Source organism: Cryobacterium sp. RTC2.1, from assembly GCF_035018685.1.
Classification (GTDB): domain Bacteria; phylum Actinomycetota; class Actinomycetes; order Actinomycetales; family Microbacteriaceae; genus Cryobacterium; species Cryobacterium glucosi.
On sequence record NZ_JASJXJ010000025.1, the window covers coordinates 1 to 17,287 of the forward strand.

Here is a 17,287-nt window from a genome sequence, read left to right on the forward strand (position 1 = left end):
CCGCCGGCCGCCACCGCCCCGCTCAGTCGACGGTGACCGACTTGGCGAGGTTGCGGGGCTTGTCCGCGTCGAAGCCGAGCTCGACGGCGAGGCCGAGTGCGAGCATCTGCAGCGGAACGACGGCCGCGAGCGGCCCGCACGGTGCTCCGAGCGACAACGGGACTTCGACGCTGCTGCCCGGCCGGCCGATCGTGATGATGCGCCCGCCGCGCGCGCGCACCTCGGCGATATTCCCGGCCAGCCGGGGATCGTCGTCGTCGATCACGACGACAGGGGTGCCCTCCTCGACGAGCGCGAGCGGACCGTGCTTGAGTTCGCCGGCCGGGTAGGCCTCCGCCCAGCGATACGTGATCTCCTTGAGCTTGAGTGCGCCCTCTGCGGCGTATGCGACACCGGCGCCCCGCCCGAGGAACAGGAACCCCTTGGCGCCCCGCACCTCCTCGACGAGGGGAGGAAGCAGCGCCCGCGCGGCGGCTGCGGCCTCCGCGAGTTGTTCCGGAATCAGGTACAGGTCGTTGACGAGCCGGTGGGCCCTGGCCACATCCATCCTGCCGCTCGCGACGAGCGACGAGATCACGAGCCCGGTGCCGACGATGACCTGGCAGACGAACGTCTTCGTCGCGGCGACACCGATTTCCGGCCCGGCCGCGCAACTCACGACGGCGTCGACCTTGCGGCCGAGCGTCGAGTGCACGTTGTTGACGAGGGCAAGCACCGGGGAACCCTCCGGTCCCTCCTCGAGGGCCCGGAGCACGTCCGCGGTCTCGCCAGACTGGCTGATCATCACCGTGAGCGTTCCCGGTTCGACGACGGAGCCCGCCGCTTCGCTCGCGACGACGGAGGAGTGGCCGAGCCCGCCGAGCCGGCTGAGTGCGGAACCGATGACCTCTCCGGCGTTGAGGGAGGTCCCGCACGCGACCACCCGCATCCGGTCGAACCGGGGCAGGCCGAGGTCGTTCCAGAGCTCGCCGGTCGCGATCCGGCCGCCGACCTCGTCGAGCAGGCGGGCTGCGGCCTCCGGCTGCTCCCGGATCTCGGCGGCCATGTGGTCGTCGGCCTCGACGGTCAGCGAGAACTGCGGCCGCGGCGGCCGCGGGATGGCCGGGGGAACGGCGGCCGGGATCCCGGAGTTGGTCCAGACCAGGTCGTTCGTGACCTCGACGACGTCGCCGTCCGCGAGGATGTGGAATTCGTCGACCCAGTCGCCGATCGCAGAGATGTCGCTCGCGAGGAAGATCCCCGCCGCGGAACGGGCAGCGAGCAACGGCGAGCGGTGTGCGGCGGCGACCATGCGCCCTGTCCGTGCGTCGAGGACGACGAGGGCCCACGAGCCGGTCAGCTGGGCGACCGCGGCGCTCACCGCTCCGAGCAGGTCGTCGGAGTCGAGCAGGCGGTCCTCGACGAGGTGGCAGATGACCTCACTGTCGACCTCGGAAGAGAACCGGTGCCCGGCATGCACGAGCTCGGCGCGCAGCCGGTCCGCGTTGTCGAGGATGCCGTTGTGCACGACGCTCAGGCGGCCCTCGCAGTCCTGGTGAGGGTGCGCGTTCTGAACGCTCACGCCGCCGTGGGTGGCCCAGCGGGTGTGGCCGATGCCGGTGCCTGCGAGCAGGGGGCCGCCCCACTCCTCGACAAGCCCGGTGAGGGAGTCGACGCGCGAGATCGTGCGGAACACGGCCGTCGTGCCGTCTTCAGCGGACACGGCGATGCCCGCAGAGTCGTAGCCGCGGTACTCGAGGCGTTTGAGTCCCGCGACGAGATAGCCGGGCGCAGGTTCGATGGCGCGACAGGCGATGATCCCGCACATCAGAGCAGCCCGGGGATCTGGCTGCCGGCGGCGACGAGGCCGGGGGCGTGCGGATGCAGCGGCGAACCCGCGAGGGCCATGGCCTCGTTGGCGTTTCCGCCGCCCGCCGCGGCACCGGCCACGTTCCGGATCACGTCGTCGAGCGGGGTACTCGGTTCGAAGTCGACGAGCTTCCGCGCGAGGCCGTTGTTGGGGACCCGGCGACGCATGTCCTCGTAGCCGGGGGCGTACGCCTGCTCGTAGGGAATCAGGCTGATGTCGCTCGTCGAGCCGAGGACGTCGATCACGCGCTCGGCGAGGCCGAGGATCGAGATCTCCTGGGCGCCGCCCATGTTGACGGCCAGGCCGTACGCGGCCGGAGTCTCTGCGAGCCGGACGAGGGCGGGCACGATGTCGCCGACGTAGGAGAAGCAGCGGGTCTGTCGTCCGTCGCCGAAGACCGTGAGTGGTTCCCCTCGCTGCGCCTGGCCGACGAGGTTGGGAAAGACCATGCCGTAACGCCCGGTCTGCCGCGGCCCGACCGTATTGAACAGGCGCACGATGGCAACCGAGAGTCCGAACTCACTCCAGTAGGCGTGCGCGAACGCCTCATCGATCCCCTTCGCGGCGGCGTACGTCCACCGGGACTTGAGGGCGGAGCCGAGGATGCGGTCGGACTCCTCGTCGAGGCTGTCAGCGGTGTTCTTCCCGTAGACCTCGCTGGTCGACGCGAGCAACAGGGTCGCCCCCGCGGCGACGCACGCGTCGAGGACGTTCTCGGTGCCGTGGATGTTGGTGCGCAGGCTCGTCAGGGGCTCCTCGACGATGAGCTTGACGCCGACGGCCGCGGCGAGGTGGAAGACCCGGTCACGCCCGGAGATGAGGTCGGTGACGAGTGCCCTGTCGAGGATGCTGCCCTGGACGAACCGCAACCGGGGGTTGTCACTGACCCTGGCGAGGTTGCGGAGCGAACCCGTCGAGAGGTTGTCGAGCACGATGACGTCGTCACCCTGCTCCAGCAGGTATTCGGTGAGGTGGCTGCCGATGAAGCCGGCGCCGCCGGTGATCAATGATTTCACGGTGGTTCTCCGATCGAAGGGGTGGGCAGGGCAACGGATGCCGGGGGCCGAGCGGCCCCCGGCATCCGCCCGGGAAAGAAGGGGTCAGAGCTGCACGCGGCGGGGCAGGTCGGTGCGACGGTAGGTCGTGTCGAGCACGAGGACCTCCGGGGACAGCCATTCCCAGTCGACGTTGTCGTGGTCGGTGTGCAGGACCACGAGGTCGGCGCCGAATGCGTCCGGGTCGACCGTCGCGGTGAGCTCCCTGCCGTTCCTGAGCCGGACGGACCCGAAGAACGGGTCGTGGAACCCGACGTCCGCGCCCTGGTCGGCCAGCATGCTGAGGATATCCAGCGCAGGCGACTCACGGAGGTCGGCGACGTTGGGCTTGTAGGAGACTCCGACAACGAGCACGCGTGCGCCGCGGAGAGGCTTGCCCTGGTCGGCGAGGGTTTCGCGCACCCGCTCGAGGACCCGGCGCGGGCGGCCGGCGATCTCGCTCATCGCGTGTTCGATGACCGGCGCGTCGACGTGAGCCTTGCGGAGCTGCCAGAGCAGGTAGTGCGGGTCGCACGGGATGCAGTGCCCGCCGACGCCGGCGCCGGGGAAGAAGGGCATGAAACCGTAGGGCTTGGTCGCTGCGGCGTTGATGACCTCGATGACCGACAGCCCGAGGGCGAGGCACGCCTCGGCGAATTCGTTCGCGAGGGCGATGTTCACCGCCCGGAAGGTGTTCTCGAGGAGCTTGCTCATCTCGGCGACCTCGAGGGAGCTGACACCGTGGATGTTGCGGGCATAGCGGCCGAGGAGGGCGGCTCCTGCGGCCTGGCAGACCGGGGTCGCGCCGCCGACCACCCGCGGCACGTCCTCGTGGGCGTAGCGGTCGTTGCCGGGGTCGATGCGTTCCGGGCTGAAGGACACGAAGATGTCCTTGCCTGCGGTCAGGCCGCGAACGAGCAGCGGGGTGACGAGGAGGTCCCTGGTGCAGCCGGGGTACGTCGTGGAAGTGAGCATCAGGAGCTGGCCGGGAACGGCGGCGTCGACGACCATCGTGCACGCGCTCGCGAGGATCTCGAGGTCGGGCGTGAGGTGTTCGTCGATCGGCGTGGGGACGCAGATGATGACCGCTGCCGCGTCGCCGAGGAGGTAGGTGTCACCCGTGATCTGGAAGTCGTCGCCCGACATCGCCGTCTCGAGGCGCTCCCGGTCTGACTCGAGGAGGTCGGCTTCACCGCTGCGGATCACGGCGAGCCGGCGTTCGCTCACGTCGACGCCGAGTACGCGGAGACCTGCGGCGTGCAGGGACAGCGCCGTCGGCAGCCCGACGTATCCGAGGCCCACGATGGCGACGTCGAAGTCGAACTGGGTGCGGGGGATGACCGGGATGAGCAGGGCGTCCGCGTTCGTGCGCTGGCGGCCCTGGTGCGTGAGCGGCAGGGAAGAGTCGTCGACGATTTCGATTGACATTCCAGGTCCTTTGTTCGGGTAAGTCTGTGTGGTTAGGTTAGGTGCGGTTCGGTGGTTAGGTGCGGTTCGCGGATGCGCCGCCGTCAGTCGAGGAGTTTCGGGACTCGGCGAGGTGCGGCGTGTGGTGTTCCCGCGGCCAGTCTCTGCAGATGTTGCGATCCGGGCAAGCCATGGCCGGGACTCTGCGGGATCGTGTGGGCATCCCGCACCCGGATGTGGTTAACCGCAGCTGTCTGCCGTCGCGGGCGCCCCGTCCCGCGTGTACGGTCGGACCACCGGAGCGACCCCGCGTCCGGCCGGTCGACGGAGAATCACATGCTGAGCCTGGTCGTGGTGCTCGTCCTCGTGGTCGGGGTGAACACCGCCCTGTGGGGCACGGTCGGTCTGGGCCGTGTTGTCGCGCAGGCGTTCCGGAAGCGGCCGCGGAGTGCGCGCCACCGGCTCGCACAGCAGGCCGCTGGCGGGGCGGCCTCCGGAGCAGGCGGCCGCGTCACCCCGAAGGACGTCGCCGTGCTGATCGCGGCGCACAATGAAGAACTCGTGATCCGCAACACGATCCGCTCGGCCGCCAGGCTCGTGCCCGTCGGCAATATCTTCATCGCCTCGGACGCGTCTAAGGACACGACGGCGGTGATCGCGGAGGAGAGCGGGGCGAACGTCGTCGAGCTCCTGCCCAACCGCGGCAAGGCCGGTGCGCTCGTCGCCGCGATCACGCACTTCCGGCTTGCCGAACGCTTTGAGATCGTGATGCTGCTCGACGCGGACACGCAGCTCGCGGACGACTACATGGAGACGGGCCTGCCGTACTTCGATGATCCCGGGGTCGTCGCCGTCGCCGGCCGCGCCGCGACGGTGACGGACCCGCCATCACCGACCCGGCTCGGCCGTTTTCTCGTGGCGTACCGCGAACGCTTCTATGTGGTCGTGCAGTTCCTCCTCAAGTACGGCCAGGCCGCCCGCTTCGCGAACGTGGTGTCGATCGTCCCCGGCTTCGCGAGCATGTATCGCAGCCGGATCCTCGCCGACATCGACATTTCCGCCCCGGGGCTCGCGATCGAGGACTTCAACATGACATTCGAGGTGCATGCCAAGAGGCTCGGCCGCATCGCCTTCCACCCCCTCGCGGCGATCGCGTACACCCAGGACCCCGACACCTTCCGGGACTACACGAAACAGCTGCGCCGGTGGACGCTCGGCTTCTGGCAGACGGTCCGCCGGCACGGTTTCCGGTTCGGGACCTTCTGGGGAGCCCTCGCCCTCTACGTCTTCGAACTCGTGACGAGCAGCATCATGATGCTGATCTTCCTGCCGCTGCTCCTGATGTCGCTTGCGGCCGCGGCCTGGGGCGAGGTCTCGGCAGACCCGGTGTCGATCGCGGTCGCGCAGGCCGTCCCTCCGGCGTCCATCGTCATCGGGGTGCTGGTGCCGGACTACCTGCTCACGATCCTGGTCGTGATCGTGACCGGGCGGGTGCATTACCTGGTGCTCGGGATCGGCTTCCCGCTCGTGCGCATCGTCGACGCGTTCATCTGCCTCCGGACCATCCCGCAGGCGTTCTTCGGCCGGTCGAGCGGCACCTGGAAGAGTCCGGAACGACGGAGCAACACGGCGGCGACACCCGGGATCGCGGTCGGCGACGCCCTGCCGGGGTAGCGCGACCTGACCGGTCCCTTTCGATCAGACCATCCCGTATATCAGACCATCCCGCTTGCCGCACCGTCTGACAGCACCGTGCCGGTGCCGGAGAGCAGCGCGATCAGGTGCGACCGGGACTTGGCACCGAGCTTGTTGTATGTGCGGGTGAGGCGTACCTCCACGGTGCGCAGGGAGACGAAGAGCTCGGCGGCGATCTCCTTGTTGCGCTTGCCCTGTTGCACGAGTTCGGCGACGAGCCGTTCGTCGGGGGCAAGGGTCGCGAGGAGGGGATTGACGCTCGGGGCGTGGGTGCCGAGACGGACGGCATCCGCTTTTCTGGCCCACGGGATGGCACCGAGCTGGGTGAAGATCATCCGCGCGGCCAGGTACTGGTCTGCGCCTTCCCTGCCGTGCCCGAGGCTCACGAGCCGGTCGGCGAAGCTCAGGAGGGTGCGGCCCTGCTCGAATTGCGAATCGCCAGGCTGCCAGAGGCCGGCGGCCTGTTCGAAGACGGCGATGGATGCCTCGCCGGGTGTCAACAGGGCCTCGGCCCGTGCCGTGGCGAGCACCGTCCACCGGGTGTGGAAGGGCCGGGCCCTGGCCCGGAACTCACGGAACTGGATCACGGCCTCCCGCAGCCGGCCGGACAGCACGTATGCCTCGATCAGGTCGACCTGGCTCCGGAGCAGCGAGGGGTTGCGGAATGCTGACCCTATTGCTCCGGCCCGGTGCAGGAATGCGATCGCATCGTCGAACCTGCCCTCCATGAGGGCGAACCGGCCCTGGTCTGCCACGAGCCGGGCGGCGAGAGCCGGATGGTCGCTCGTCGCGAAGCTGCGGTTGCAGAGCTCGATCGCCGCGTCCGCGCGCGCTCGGTCTCCGCGGGCCTGCCAGTACCAGGCCGTCAGCAGCTGGAGCGGGCGGCGATGCACCTGTTCCGTCCCGGATCCTGTGAGCGATTCGATGATGGCCATGGCCTCGAATTGGTTGCCGGCGAGGATCTCGTTCTCTGCGAGGTAGTACCTGGCCGTCTGCAGGACGATCGGGTCCGGCGGGGGCTCGAGGCCGACGACGGTGCGCAGCACGCGCCTGGCGTCGCCGTATCGGTCGATGAACGTGAGGCTGCGGCCGAGGACGGACAGTGCCCTGGCGCTCGTCTCCTCGGTCCAGCCGTGCCGGGACAGCCGCTCGAACATCCGGGTCGAAGGGCCGGGGTCACCCTCGAGAGCAGACAGCAGCAGTGCGGACAGCTCGTGGAGTTCGACGGACTCCGGGGTCGCGCTTTCGAGGAGGTGACGGCCCCTGGCGAGGGCTTCCCGCGCGGCGTCGACTTCCCAGCGCTCGGCGTGACTGAGGGCGCTCATGCCGAGCAGGCGCGCGAGGTCTTCCGCCCTGCCGCTCGCGCCGCGCGGTCCGACCCAGTCGTCGAGGTCGGTCGTGAGCAGCTGGTGGGTCGACATGAATTCGATCCCGCTGCGGAGGGTCGCGAGCTTTGTGACCGTGGCGATCGAGCCGGGCCTGCGCTGGCCGAGCCTCGCATAGCGGGCCGCATAGGAGAGTTCGCCCTGCAGGTACAGCGCCTCCGCGACCTCGAGCAGGGCCTCGGGGCTTCCGGTGGCGTCGAGCGCGAGGGCGAGGGCGCGTTCGGCGAGTTCGACGGACTGCCAGATCAGGCCCCTGCGGCCGAATTCGGCAGCGGAGGCGAGCAGTTCGTCCGAGGAGAGGCTGCCGGCATCCGCCCAGCTGCGGTGCCACGCGGCGAGGCCGGGATCCCCTCCGGGCGCGTCCTCGCTGCGGGCGGCACGGGCATGGAATTCGGCGCGGGTACCGGCGTCGATGGACCAATAGAGGTGGGAACGCAGCGCTGAGTCCGAAATCCGGAGGTACCGGCCGTCGCGGATGACGGTTCCCGCGGACAGGAGTTCTTCCAGGGCGCCGCGGATGGGGTCGCCGCTCTGGCGGATCGGATCCTGGCTGCTGAGGTAGGAGCAGGACAGCATCGCCAGGAGGAGGTGCTGGTCGTCCGGTTCCTGTGAGGTCCGGGTCGAGGGAGCGCGGGAGGCGCGGAACGGCAGGGCGACGGGGGCGGCGTTCCCGAGGTGCCTGCTGGTCAGGAGCCGGGCGTTCCTGGCGATTTCGGACGGACTTCCCGATGAGGAGGATGCCAGCATCCGCCGGAGTGCCTCGTCGGACTGGGGCCCGAGAAGCTCCGTGGCGAGGAGCATCGATTCGGCGAAGGTGAGGCGGTCGAGGGTGATGCGCGGGAGCGAGGCGAGCGGGCCGACGGGGGGCTCCGCGCACACGGTGCCCACGAGGCGCAGCCCCGTGCCGCCGAGGCGCGCCGCGACCATCGCGAAGACGGTCTGGCTCGGGAGGTCCATCAGGTCGAGGTCGTCGATCAGGAGGAGGGTTGTCTCGGGGGTGAAGTCGCGGATCAGGGCGAGGAGTTCCGCCGCGCGGGCGGCGAGCTGGGCATCCGCTTCGCCGGGGATGAGGAGTTCGCTCGAGAGCGCTGCGGCGGCCGGGGTCTGGAACGAGGCGACGAAGGCCGAGAGGCCGGAGAGCGGGAAGCCGGCTTCCGCAGGATTGATCCTGACCCGGAAGATCTCGATCCCGGGGATCGGTTCGACGGAGGCGAGCAGGCGCGATTTGCCGGATCCGGGCTCCCCGACGACCAGCATGGCTGACTCATGAGGGGCGGTTGCGAGTTCGAGGATCGCGCCCAGCGCGTCGCGGTGGATGCTGGACTTCATGCGACGACCCCAGGAATCATTCCGGGCCATTCCGGGGGTCGGTGAAGGAGTTCATTCATGAGACGGCGCTTCGTTTCGGGTAACGAGTGCGTGCGGATCACTCTGTTGGGGGAGTACAGCAGCCGCCTCGGGGATGAGTCGGTGCTCTGCATTACTACCTGTGTGCCGTCCCGGAATGGGTGGTCCGGGACCTGTCACCCCCGGTGAAGGGGGTTCCTGTTATGCAAGGTACGCTCATTTTCTTCCAAGGTATCCCCCACTAGTGGGGGATTACGGCGCGCCGAAAGCCTGGGGGTGCGCGGAGGGGCATCCGCTGTGATAGCGGTACTGGGCGGTTCTGCCACGACTAAATCGTGTTTGACCGCGCTATTCGTGGATCGCGACGACCGTGCGCCCGTGCAGCCGACCCGCGAGGATGTCATCGGCCGCCGGGATCGCTTCCTCGAGCGTGATGCTCGACGTCAGGCCGTCGAGGAGCGCCAGGTCGAGGTCGGATTCGAGCCGCGACCATGCCTGTTCCCGGAGGGCCAATGGAGCCTCGACGGAATTGATGCCGACAAGGCTGACCCCGCGCAGGATGAAGGGCATCACCGTCGTCGGGAGGTCGGCGCCCTGGGCGAGGCCGCACGCGGTGATCACGGCCCCGTAGTTCGCCTGGGCGAGGACATTGGCGAGGGTGGCGCTTCCGACGGAGTCGACGGCCGCGGCCCAGCGCTGGGCCTGGAGCGGTTTTCCGGGCTCGGAGAGGGTGCTCCGGTCCAGGATCGCCTCGGCCCCGAGGCCGCGGAGGTAGTCGCCGAGTTCGTCGACGCGACCGGTCGATGCCGTCACCCGGTAGCCCCTGGCCGAGAGCAGGGCCACCGCGATCGAACCGACTCCGCCTGCGGCGCCGGTGACGAGCACAGGGCCGGAGTCCGGCGTTGTCCCGGCGCGTTCGAGCGCGAGCACGGCGAGCATGGCGGTGAATCCGGCCGTGCCGATCGCGGCGGCCCTGAGGGCGCTGATTCCGGCGGGCAGGCGTACCAGGGACGCGCCGGAGACCCTCGCGCGTTCGGCGAGGCCGCCGTGGTGGGTCTCGCCCAGGCCTGAGCCGTTCAGGATGACCCGGTCTCCTGGCGCCCAGCGCGGGTCCTCGCTCGACTCGACGGTGCCGACGAGGTCGATCCCGGCGATGAGGGGCCAGGAGCGAATGACCCCGGGGCGACCGGCGAGCGCGAGCCCGTCCTTGTAGTTGAGGCTCGAGTAGTCGACGGTGATGGTCACGTCACCCGGCATCAGGAAGGAATCGTCGACGAGCGTGAGCGCCGCGTGCTGCGACGTGGCGCCGTCCTCCGCAACGGTTCGTTCGACGACGATGGCGCGGAACTGAGTCTCAGGAGTCATGCTCCGAGCCTACTTCCCGCCCCTCGCCCGCGTTCGGCCTAGTCGGTAGCATGAGCGCTATGACCGCCGCCGTCGTGCCAGAGAAGGTGCGGGTCGTGCCGCGCCGGCTCTCGGTGAGCGCGGGAATCGACGCCTTCTTCTTCGTCTTCGCGGGGTTCGCCGCGGTCTGGCTCGCCGTTCTGCTCGTGAACGAGAGTTTTCAGCTCGGCTGGGGTGCGCTCTGGTTCGCTGTGCTCTTCTGGGTGCTTCTGGCCTACCTTGTGCTTCCGCGGCTGCACCGGATCCTGACCCAGTTGTACGTTCCCCACTACTTCATCGGCAGGACCCGCACGAGCGACGGCCTCCTCGGCGACCCGGTCAACCTCGCTATCACCGGCACGGCGGAGCAGCTGCAGCAGGCGCTCGCCGCGGCAGGGTGGACGCGGGCGGACGACATCACGCCAGGCACGACCTGGAGGATGGTCTCGGCGACGCTCGCGAGGCGCAGCTATGACGAGGCGCCGGTCAGTCCGCTGTTCCTGTTCGACCGGATGCAGGACTTCGCCTACCAGCAGGAGGTCGCCGAGAATCCGGCCAAGCGGCACCACGTGCGGTTCTGGCGCTGCCCCGACGGCTGGCTGCTCCCCGGTGGGACGAGGGTCGACTGGCTCGCGGCGGGGACCTTCGATCGTGCCGTCGGCTTCTCGCTGTTCACCCTGCAGATCACGCACAAGATCGACGAGAACACCGACATCGAGCGGGACCACATCGTCGACTCGCTTCTGCACGCCGGCTCGGGGGCTCGGGTGCACCTGATCCGGGACTTCGCGAGCGGATACCACGCACGCAACGGCGGCGGCGACACGATCCAGACGGACGGCGACCTGCCCGTCGTCGATGTATCCGGCATCGCGGTCTCCGGCGCTGCGGCTGCACGTGCGGGGTCTGCCGCGCCGGAACCGGCACCGACCGCGGCAGTGGCATCGGCGTCGACGGTGGCATCGACGGCGGCACCGACCGGGAACGCGGTGCCGTCCGAGCCCGGCGCCCACCGGCGGCGGCCGGCATCGATCAGCGTCGGAGCGCTGATGCTCGGCGCGCGGGTCCTGTCCGGTCTCGGTGTCATCGTCCTCGCGGCGCTCGACTGGCCGGAGTTCGTCTCGGCCGTCGCCCTCGACGGCACGCCGGCGGGCACCGTCGACCCCGCGACGGCCGGGGTCGCCCTCGGGATCCTGCTGGCCGGCTACGGGGTCGTCCTCGCCCTCAACATCGGCTTCGCCGCATTCGTGTACTTCGGCCGGAACTGGGCACGGATCGTCGCGATGTCCTTCGCGACGGTGAGCATCGTCACGAGCTTCGTCGACTATGCCGTCAACGGGGCCGCGATCACCCTGCGGACCTCGCTCGTGAGCGTCACCTTCGACATCCTGATCCTGCTCGCCCTCTCGGCCAGGGACGCGAGGGAGTTCGCCCGCGCGCGGCCGGTCAGGAGTGCGCGGGGCAGGCGGGCGCCGTAGCGGCGCAGTCAGGGCAGACGACGAGCTGTGCGCGGCAGGACGGCTCGCGGCAGTTCTGCATCTGGTTGGTCGCTGCCGCGCAGCAGGCGCAGCGGCCGAGGACCGCGGTGTCCCCTGCGAAGTCGACGGACATCCGCTGGTCGAAGACATAGAGCGAACCGTCCCAGAGACCGGCATTCCCGTAGGCCTCGCCGTACCCCACGATGCCGCCATCGAGCTGGTAGACCTCGCCGAAGCCGCGGTCCTTCATCAGTGAGCTGAGCACCTCGCAGCGGATGCCGCCGGTGCAGTACGTCACGACCGGCCGGTTCTTGAGGTGGTCGTACCGGCCGCTGTCGAGCTCTGCGGCGAAGTCGCGGGTCGTCGCGACGTCGGGAACGACGGCGCCCCGGAAATGCCCGATCTCCGCTTCGAAGGAATTGCGGCCGTCGAAGAAGACCAGGTCGTCGCCGCGCTCGGCGGCGAGTTCGTGCAGCGCGGCGGGGGAGAGCCGGGTGCCGCCGCCCTGCACTCCTGCCGCGGTGACCGTGAGGTCGCCGGGAGCGCCGAAGCTCACGATCTCCTCGCGCACCTTCACCACGAGGCGCGGGAAGTCGAGGCTCAGGCCGGCCTCGTCGAGCCCGGTGCCTTCGCTCCACCGGAAGTCGATGTCGTGGAACGCCGGGTACTCGCGCGTCTTCCGCACGTAGCGTTTCACGGCCGGGAGGTCGCCGCCGATCGTGCCGTTGAGCCCGTCCTTCGAGATCAGGATGCGGCCGCGGAGGCCGAGGGCTTCGCACAGGTCGCGCTGCCAGAGCCGTACGGCCTCGGGGTCGGCGAGCGGCGTGAAGACGTAGTAGAGCAGGATCTTCGGAATGGCCACCGCGCCATGTTACCCGCCCTGGTTCGGTGTAACTCCTGCAGATTCCCGCGGTTGACGGCGGGCGCCCCGGAATCACGCGGCAGGAATTCCACCGCCGGGGAATGTGCAGGAGTTATGCCCAGGGGTTGGAGGACAGCCGGGTTTCCTCGAGGTCGAGCATGCGCTGGGCCCTCTCGATGAGGTGCGAGCCGTATGCCCCGGTCTCACGGGCGTTGAGCAGGGCGGCGCGCTCACGTGCGAGCACGTGCAGCCGCAGCGCACGGTGCTGGTGGTGAGGGGCGCCGGTGGCCGGGGCCGCCGTCTCGTCGAGCGCCTGTGCGCGGCGGATGCTGTCCGCACGCACCCGGGACAGTGCCTCCGCGGTGAACGGTTCACCACCGTCCTGCGCGAGCGCAGGGTTGCCGAGGCTCTCGAGACCGGCCGCGCTGATCTGGCCGACGAGGGCTGCGAAGCCACGCTGGTCATCCGCCTCGGCGCTTCCGGTGAGCCCGAGCCTGCGGATCAGCAGCGGCAGGGTGCCGCCCTGCACGATCAGGGTCACGAGGGCAACGGTGAACGCGATGAAGATCAGCTGCGGCCGGTAGGGGATGCCGGTCGGCAGCGACTGCGCGGCGGCGAGTGCGACGACGCCTCGCATCCCCGACCAGCCGAGCACAGCGCCGTCCCGCCAGCCGAGGCTCTCGACCGTCTGGAAGTCGAGGTCCGCCCGCTTCCTGGTCAGCCTCCTGTGGGCCCTGGCCTGGGCGACGTCCTCGTGGCTGGCCGTGCGCAACCGCCGCAGTGCGGAGTCGACCTCCCGGCCGCCGGCGCGGGCCCTCCGCTCTTGTCGTTTGAGCTGGGCGATAAGGGGGACGACGAAGGCGCCCCGGACGACGACGAGGACGACGGTCGCGAGAAGCCCGATGCCGACGGCCTCGATGACGCTGACATGGTCCTCGTGCACCTCGCCGACCAGGTATTTCAGTTCGAAGCCCATCAGGAGGAAGACGCCGTTCTCGAGCACGAACTGGATCGTCCGCCAGTTCACCCGTTCGCTGATCCGCACCTCCGCCGTGAAGACCAGCGGCCCCCGATGCCCGGTCACGAGCCCGGCGACGACGACGGCGAGCACCCCGGACGCGTGGACGTGGTCGGTCGGGATGAACGCGAGGAAGGGCACCGCGAATGAGATCGTCGTATTGAGTACGACGTTCCCCAGGCGCGACCTCAGCCACACGGTCAGGTGCCCCACGACGAGACCGATCCCGATCGCGACTCCGACCGCGAACGCGAAGTCCCCGGCCACGCCGATCAGGGACACCCCGCCTGCCGTCGCCGCGATCGCACAGCGGAGCAGCACGAGGGCCGAGGCGTCGTTGAGCAGTCCCTCACCCTCCAGCAGGGTCACCACCCGGGGTGGCAGCCCCAGCCGGCACCCCATCGAGGTCGCGGCGACCGCATCCGTCGGACTCACGACCGCACCGAGCGCGAGGGCGGCGGGAACGCTGAGTCCGGGCAGTAGCCAGTGGAACAGTGCTCCGCTCGCGACGGCGCTCACGATCACGAGCAGCACAGAGAGCCCGGTGATCGCCGTCGCGTTGCGGCGGAAGTCGTGCAGCGGCACGTTGACCGCCGCCGAATAGAGGAGTGGAGGGAGGACGACCGCGAGGATGAGCTCGGGCGGGAAATCGAAGGCCGGTACGCCGGGGACGAGGCTCGCCGCGATCCCGATGAGCACGAGGAGGAGCGGGGCGGCGACTCCGAGCCGCGGCGCGATGACGGCAACCGACACGATGGTCAGGATGCCGAAGACGCCGAGAAGGGGGTAGTCCATTGCTGGACCGTAGCGAGCCGGGCTGGACCCGACCGCTGTGCGACCTTGGCGGCGCCTGAGGATCTTCGAAGCGAGGACGCCTGGCGCCTAAACTGGGGGCAGCCCGCACAAGAACCCCCGCCGCCAGGAGGACCCATGACCACCGCCGATCCGCTCGCCGTCTACGGCGAGGTGCCGCTCTTCACGCTCTCGAGCACGGATGTGACCGACGGGGCACCGCTTTCGGCCGCGCAGTTCGGCGAGGAAGCCGGTGGCCTCGACCGGTCGCCGCAGCTGTCCTGGAGCGGGTTCCCCGCCGACACGAAGAGTTTTGCGGTCACTCTCTACGACCCGGATGCCCCGACCGGCTCTGGCTTCTGGCACTGGGCGGTCTTCAACCTCCCGGCCGCCGTCACGTCCCTTCCCGCCGGAGCCGGCGCCCCCGGCGGTGCCCAGTTGCCCGGCGGCGCGGTCACCCTGCCCAACGAGCTGCGGCTCACCTCCTTCATCGGTGCCGGCCCGCCGCCCGGAACCGGCACCCACCGCTATCAGTTCATCGTGCACGCAGTGGATGTCCCCACTCTCGACCTCGACCCCGGGTCGACTCCCGCCGTGCTCGGCTTCACCCTCCGGTTCCACACCCTCGGCCGCGCGGTCATCGAGGCGACCGGAGCATTCGGCGGGGCGGCGCTGCACCCCTAGAAGGCCTGTCCCCGACAGGAACATGAGAGCTTCTCAGGTCGCTCACACGCGCGGGACCTAGGTTCGTGCTGTGAACCAGATCCGCAGCACCCTCGCATGACCGCAGGAACCACCCTGAAACCCCGAGAAACCAGCCTCCGCCGTGTGCCCGTATGGGTCTGGCGGGCCTTGATGATCCGGCTCTCACCCGGCGAACTGCACAAGTTCAACCTCCAGCCGATCGATACTGTGGACTACCACATCGACGTCGACTACGTCGGGGATGAGAGCCGTGACCACCGGCTCGACGTGATGGTGCCGCACGACCCTGCCGGGCCGCTTCCGGTCTACGTGTACTTCCACGGGGGCGGCTGGACCTCCGGCGACAAGGCGCCGCTCACCAAGTACTGTGCGAGCCAGGCCGCAGACGGCATGGTCGTCGTCAACGCCAACTACCGGATGGCCACCCGGTTCCAGCTCAGGCACATGCTCGAGGACGGCAATGCGGTGCTCGACTGGGTGGCCCGCAACATTGCCGACTTCGGCGGGGACCCCACCCGGATCGTGCTCGGTGGGGATTCGGCCGGCGGTCACATCGCGGCGCTCCTGGCGGCATCCGCTTTCGAGCCGGAGCTCGCGGCCCACTACGGCATCGAACCCCACGTGGATCCGGGCAACCTCCGCGGCCTCGTGCAGCACTGCAGCATCGCCGACCTCTCGGTGATGTTCGAGCGCGGCTTCGTGCTGAGCCTCAACTTCCTGCGCATGCTGCTGCCCGAGCGGGGGCGCGGAGTCGTGCTGCGGGCCGCGGCGCGGTTCATGAACCCGATCGAATGGCTCGACAGCGGGTTCCCTCCGGTCTTCGTCACGACGAGCGAACGGGACTACTTCTACCGGGCGAACCTGAACTTCATCGCGGCGCTCAAGCGCAGGTCGATTCAGGTGGACAGCCTGATCTACGACCGGCGACAGGCGAACACCCATCACACCTGGCAGCAGGACGCGCGGCATCCGGAATCGCAGGAGGTGTACCGCCGTCTCGGCGCGTTCGTCCGTCGCGTCGCGGCCCTGCCCGTCCCGGTCCCCGTCGCCGTCTAGGGACGGCGGGTCAGCTCTGGGCGCCGGTCGCGGCGAGGACGCCGCCGAGGCCGATCATCATGACCCCGCCGCCCGCTGAAAGCTTCTCCAGCCGTTTCGGCGACTTCGCGAACCAGTCCCGCGCCGAGCCGGCGGCGATGGCCCAGACGCTGTCTCCGGCGAGGGCGAGCACCACGAAGACCGTGCCGAGGGTGAGGAGTTGCAGCGGCACCGCGCCCGCACGGTAGTCGACGAACTGGGGAAGCACGGCGACGAAGAACACGATGGACTTGGGGTTTGTGGCGCCGACGACCGACCCTTCGGCGAGCAGCCGCCACCACGGCCGGGCGACGAGCGTGACACCGCGGGTCCGGGTGACCGCGCCGCGGTACCGGATCGCGTGGATGCCGAGGTAGACGATGTATGCGGCCCCGACGACCTTGACGATCGTGAACACCACGATCGACTGGGTCACGATCGCGCCGAGGCCGAGCGCGACGGCCGCGATGAGGGGCAGCATCCCGAGGGCGTTCCCGAGCACGCTCAGGAATCCGCCGAGACGCCCGAGCGCCAGGGAGCGTCCGATCACGAACAGCACGGTCGGCCCCGGAAGCGCGATGAGGGCGACGGAAGCGAGCGCGAAGGTGAGCAGGTGATCGATCGGGACCATACCGGAATGCTACCCAATCGCCCGAGGCGTTAACATCGCAGGATGCATATGCTGATCCGCACCCTCTTCCACGGCTGGCTGTCGAAGCGCGGCCCCCGCGTCGGGTCCTACGACGTCGTCAGAACCCGGTTCGTGACCCTCCCGACCGACCAGGACATCCTGCGGCACATGAACAACGGGGTGTACCTGTCGATCATGGACATCGCCAGGCTCGACCTGCTGCACCGTACCGGCATCTGGCCGATCTTCACCGCACGCGGCTGGTACCCCGTCGTCGTGAGTGAGACCATCAGCTTCCGCAAATCGCTCACCGTCGGCCAGCGGTTCACCGTCGAGTCGCGCATCCTCGGTTTCGACGAGAAGGCCGTCTACGTGGAGCAGCGCTTCGTTCGACCGGATGCCGACGGTAACCCCGAGATCCTCGCGCTCGGCTTCATCCGGGGCCGCTTCCTCAAGCGCAGCGGGGGCGTCGTCGGAATCGAGGAACTGCTCGCCGCCGTCGGACCGGCACCCGCCGGCCTCACCGTCCCGGCGTGGCTGCTCGAGTGGAGCGCCGACGTCGCCCTGCCCGCGACCCGCGCGGCCGCTCCGAGTCTCTGGGAGTAGCCGGCGGCAGCGGCCGTTTCG

General features: G+C 69.5%; 13 protein-coding genes. 5 read left to right on the forward strand and 8 right to left on the reverse strand.

From position 1 onward, the window contains the following. Positions 1–22: 22 nt before the first annotated feature. The 3 genes from glmS to QN357_RS05315 all read right to left on the reverse strand — a co-directional run bounded on the left by glmS (position 23) and on the right by QN357_RS05315 (position 4,311). Positions 23–1,807, reverse strand: coding sequence for a glutamine--fructose-6-phosphate transaminase (isomerizing) (gene glmS, locus QN357_RS05305; RefSeq protein ID WP_134449196.1), 1,785 nt, complete (start codon positions 1,805–1,807; stop codon positions 23–25). Continuing rightward, positions 1,807–2,865: an NAD-dependent epimerase/dehydratase family protein gene (locus tag QN357_RS05310; protein WP_134562096.1), complete on the reverse strand. Its 1,059-nt coding sequence runs from the start codon at positions 2,863–2,865 to the stop codon at positions 1,807–1,809. Before QN357_RS05310 ends, glmS begins: the two co-directional genes overlap by 1 nt. Before the next feature lie 84 nt (positions 2,866–2,949). Continuing rightward, complete coding sequence (locus tag QN357_RS05315; protein WP_323504626.1) at positions 2,950–4,311, reverse strand: nucleotide sugar dehydrogenase; 1,362 nt, start codon at positions 4,309–4,311, stop codon at positions 2,950–2,952. A gap of 315 nt (positions 4,312–4,626) precedes the next feature. Here QN357_RS05315 and QN357_RS05320 point away from each other — a divergent pair, with 315 nt between their 5' ends. After that, entirely contained in the window at positions 4,627–5,964 is a 1,338-nt protein-coding gene (locus QN357_RS05320) for a glycosyltransferase family 2 protein (protein WP_134449193.1), read from the forward strand. A gap of 41 nt (positions 5,965–6,005) precedes the next feature. On the opposite strand, the gene QN357_RS05325 is transcribed toward QN357_RS05320, so the two are convergent. Both QN357_RS05325 and QN357_RS05330 read right to left on the reverse strand, forming a co-directional pair. Then, on the reverse strand, positions 6,006–8,699 hold the full coding sequence (locus tag QN357_RS05325) for a helix-turn-helix transcriptional regulator (RefSeq protein WP_323504627.1): 2,694 nt from the start codon (positions 8,697–8,699) through the stop codon (positions 6,006–6,008). 366 nt (positions 8,700–9,065) lie between these two features. Continuing rightward, positions 9,066–10,082, reverse strand: a complete 1,017-nt coding sequence (locus QN357_RS05330; protein ID WP_134449191.1) for an MDR family oxidoreductase — start codon at positions 10,080–10,082, stop codon at positions 9,066–9,068. Between the two features lie 59 nt (positions 10,083–10,141). On the opposite strand from QN357_RS05330, the gene QN357_RS05335 reads away from it, so the two are divergent. Continuing rightward, complete coding sequence (locus QN357_RS05335; protein WP_323504628.1) at positions 10,142–11,578, forward strand: LssY C-terminal domain-containing protein; 1,437 nt, start codon at positions 10,142–10,144, stop codon at positions 11,576–11,578. Here QN357_RS05335 and QN357_RS05340 read toward each other — a convergent pair. Beyond that, complete coding sequence (locus QN357_RS05340; RefSeq protein ID WP_323504629.1) at positions 11,547–12,440, reverse strand: rhodanese-related sulfurtransferase; 894 nt, start codon at positions 12,438–12,440, stop codon at positions 11,547–11,549. The two genes, QN357_RS05335 and QN357_RS05340, sit on opposite strands and share 32 nt — an antisense overlap. Before the next feature lie 112 nt (positions 12,441–12,552). Next, positions 12,553–14,253: a sodium:proton antiporter gene (locus QN357_RS05345; protein ID WP_323504630.1), complete on the reverse strand. Its 1,701-nt coding sequence runs from the start codon at positions 14,251–14,253 to the stop codon at positions 12,553–12,555. 135 nt (positions 14,254–14,388) lie between these two features. Here QN357_RS05345 and QN357_RS05350 point away from each other — a divergent pair, with 135 nt between their 5' ends. Continuing rightward, positions 14,389–14,934, forward strand: a complete 546-nt coding sequence (locus tag QN357_RS05350; protein ID WP_323504631.1) for a YbhB/YbcL family Raf kinase inhibitor-like protein — start codon at positions 14,389–14,391, stop codon at positions 14,932–14,934. A 96-nt stretch (positions 14,935–15,030) separates the two neighbouring features. After that, entirely contained in the window at positions 15,031–16,011 is a 981-nt protein-coding gene (locus tag QN357_RS05355) for an alpha/beta hydrolase (protein WP_241975507.1), read from the forward strand. Positions 16,012–16,021: 10 nt separating this feature from the next. On the opposite strand, the gene QN357_RS05360 is transcribed toward QN357_RS05355, so the two are convergent. Further along, complete coding sequence (locus QN357_RS05360) at positions 16,022–16,660, reverse strand: LysE family translocator (protein ID WP_134449187.1); 639 nt, start codon at positions 16,658–16,660, stop codon at positions 16,022–16,024. A 42-nt stretch (positions 16,661–16,702) separates the two neighbouring features. On the opposite strand from QN357_RS05360, the gene QN357_RS05365 reads away from it, so the two are divergent. Next, on the forward strand, positions 16,703–17,266 hold the full coding sequence (locus QN357_RS05365) for an acyl-CoA thioesterase (protein ID WP_134562101.1): 564 nt from the start codon (positions 16,703–16,705) through the stop codon (positions 17,264–17,266). Positions 17,267–17,287 lie beyond the last annotated feature (21 nt).

Excerpts from the sequence above, each read along its gene's own strand:
- QN357_RS05350 (WP_323504631.1), top strand. The coding sequence starts at position 14,389 with ATGACCACCGCCGATCCGCTCGCCGTCTACGGCGAGGTGCCGCTCTTC.
- QN357_RS05365 (WP_134562101.1), top strand. The coding sequence starts at position 16,703 with ATGCATATGCTGATCCGCACCCTCTTCCACGGCTGGCTGTCGAAGCGC.
- glmS (WP_134449196.1), bottom strand. The coding sequence starts at position 1,807 with ATGTGCGGGATCATCGCCTGTCGCGCCATCGAACCTGCGCCCGGCTAT.
- QN357_RS05345 (WP_323504630.1), bottom strand. The coding sequence starts at position 14,253 with ATGGACTACCCCCTTCTCGGCGTCTTCGGCATCCTGACCATCGTGTCG.
- QN357_RS05320 (WP_134449193.1), top strand. The coding sequence starts at position 4,627 with ATGCTGAGCCTGGTCGTGGTGCTCGTCCTCGTGGTCGGGGTGAACACC.
- QN357_RS05355 (WP_241975507.1), top strand. The coding sequence starts at position 15,031 with ATGACCGCAGGAACCACCCTGAAACCCCGAGAAACCAGCCTCCGCCGT.
- QN357_RS05335 (WP_323504628.1), top strand. The coding sequence starts at position 10,142 with ATGACCGCCGCCGTCGTGCCAGAGAAGGTGCGGGTCGTGCCGCGCCGG.
- QN357_RS05315 (WP_323504626.1), bottom strand. The coding sequence starts at position 4,311 with ATGTCAATCGAAATCGTCGACGACTCTTCCCTGCCGCTCACGCACCAG.
- QN357_RS05330 (WP_134449191.1), bottom strand. The coding sequence starts at position 10,082 with ATGACTCCTGAGACTCAGTTCCGCGCCATCGTCGTCGAACGAACCGTT.
- QN357_RS05325 (WP_323504627.1), bottom strand. The coding sequence starts at position 8,699 with ATGAAGTCCAGCATCCACCGCGACGCGCTGGGCGCGATCCTCGAACTC.
- QN357_RS05360 (WP_134449187.1), bottom strand. The coding sequence starts at position 16,660 with ATGGTCCCGATCGATCACCTGCTCACCTTCGCGCTCGCTTCCGTCGCC.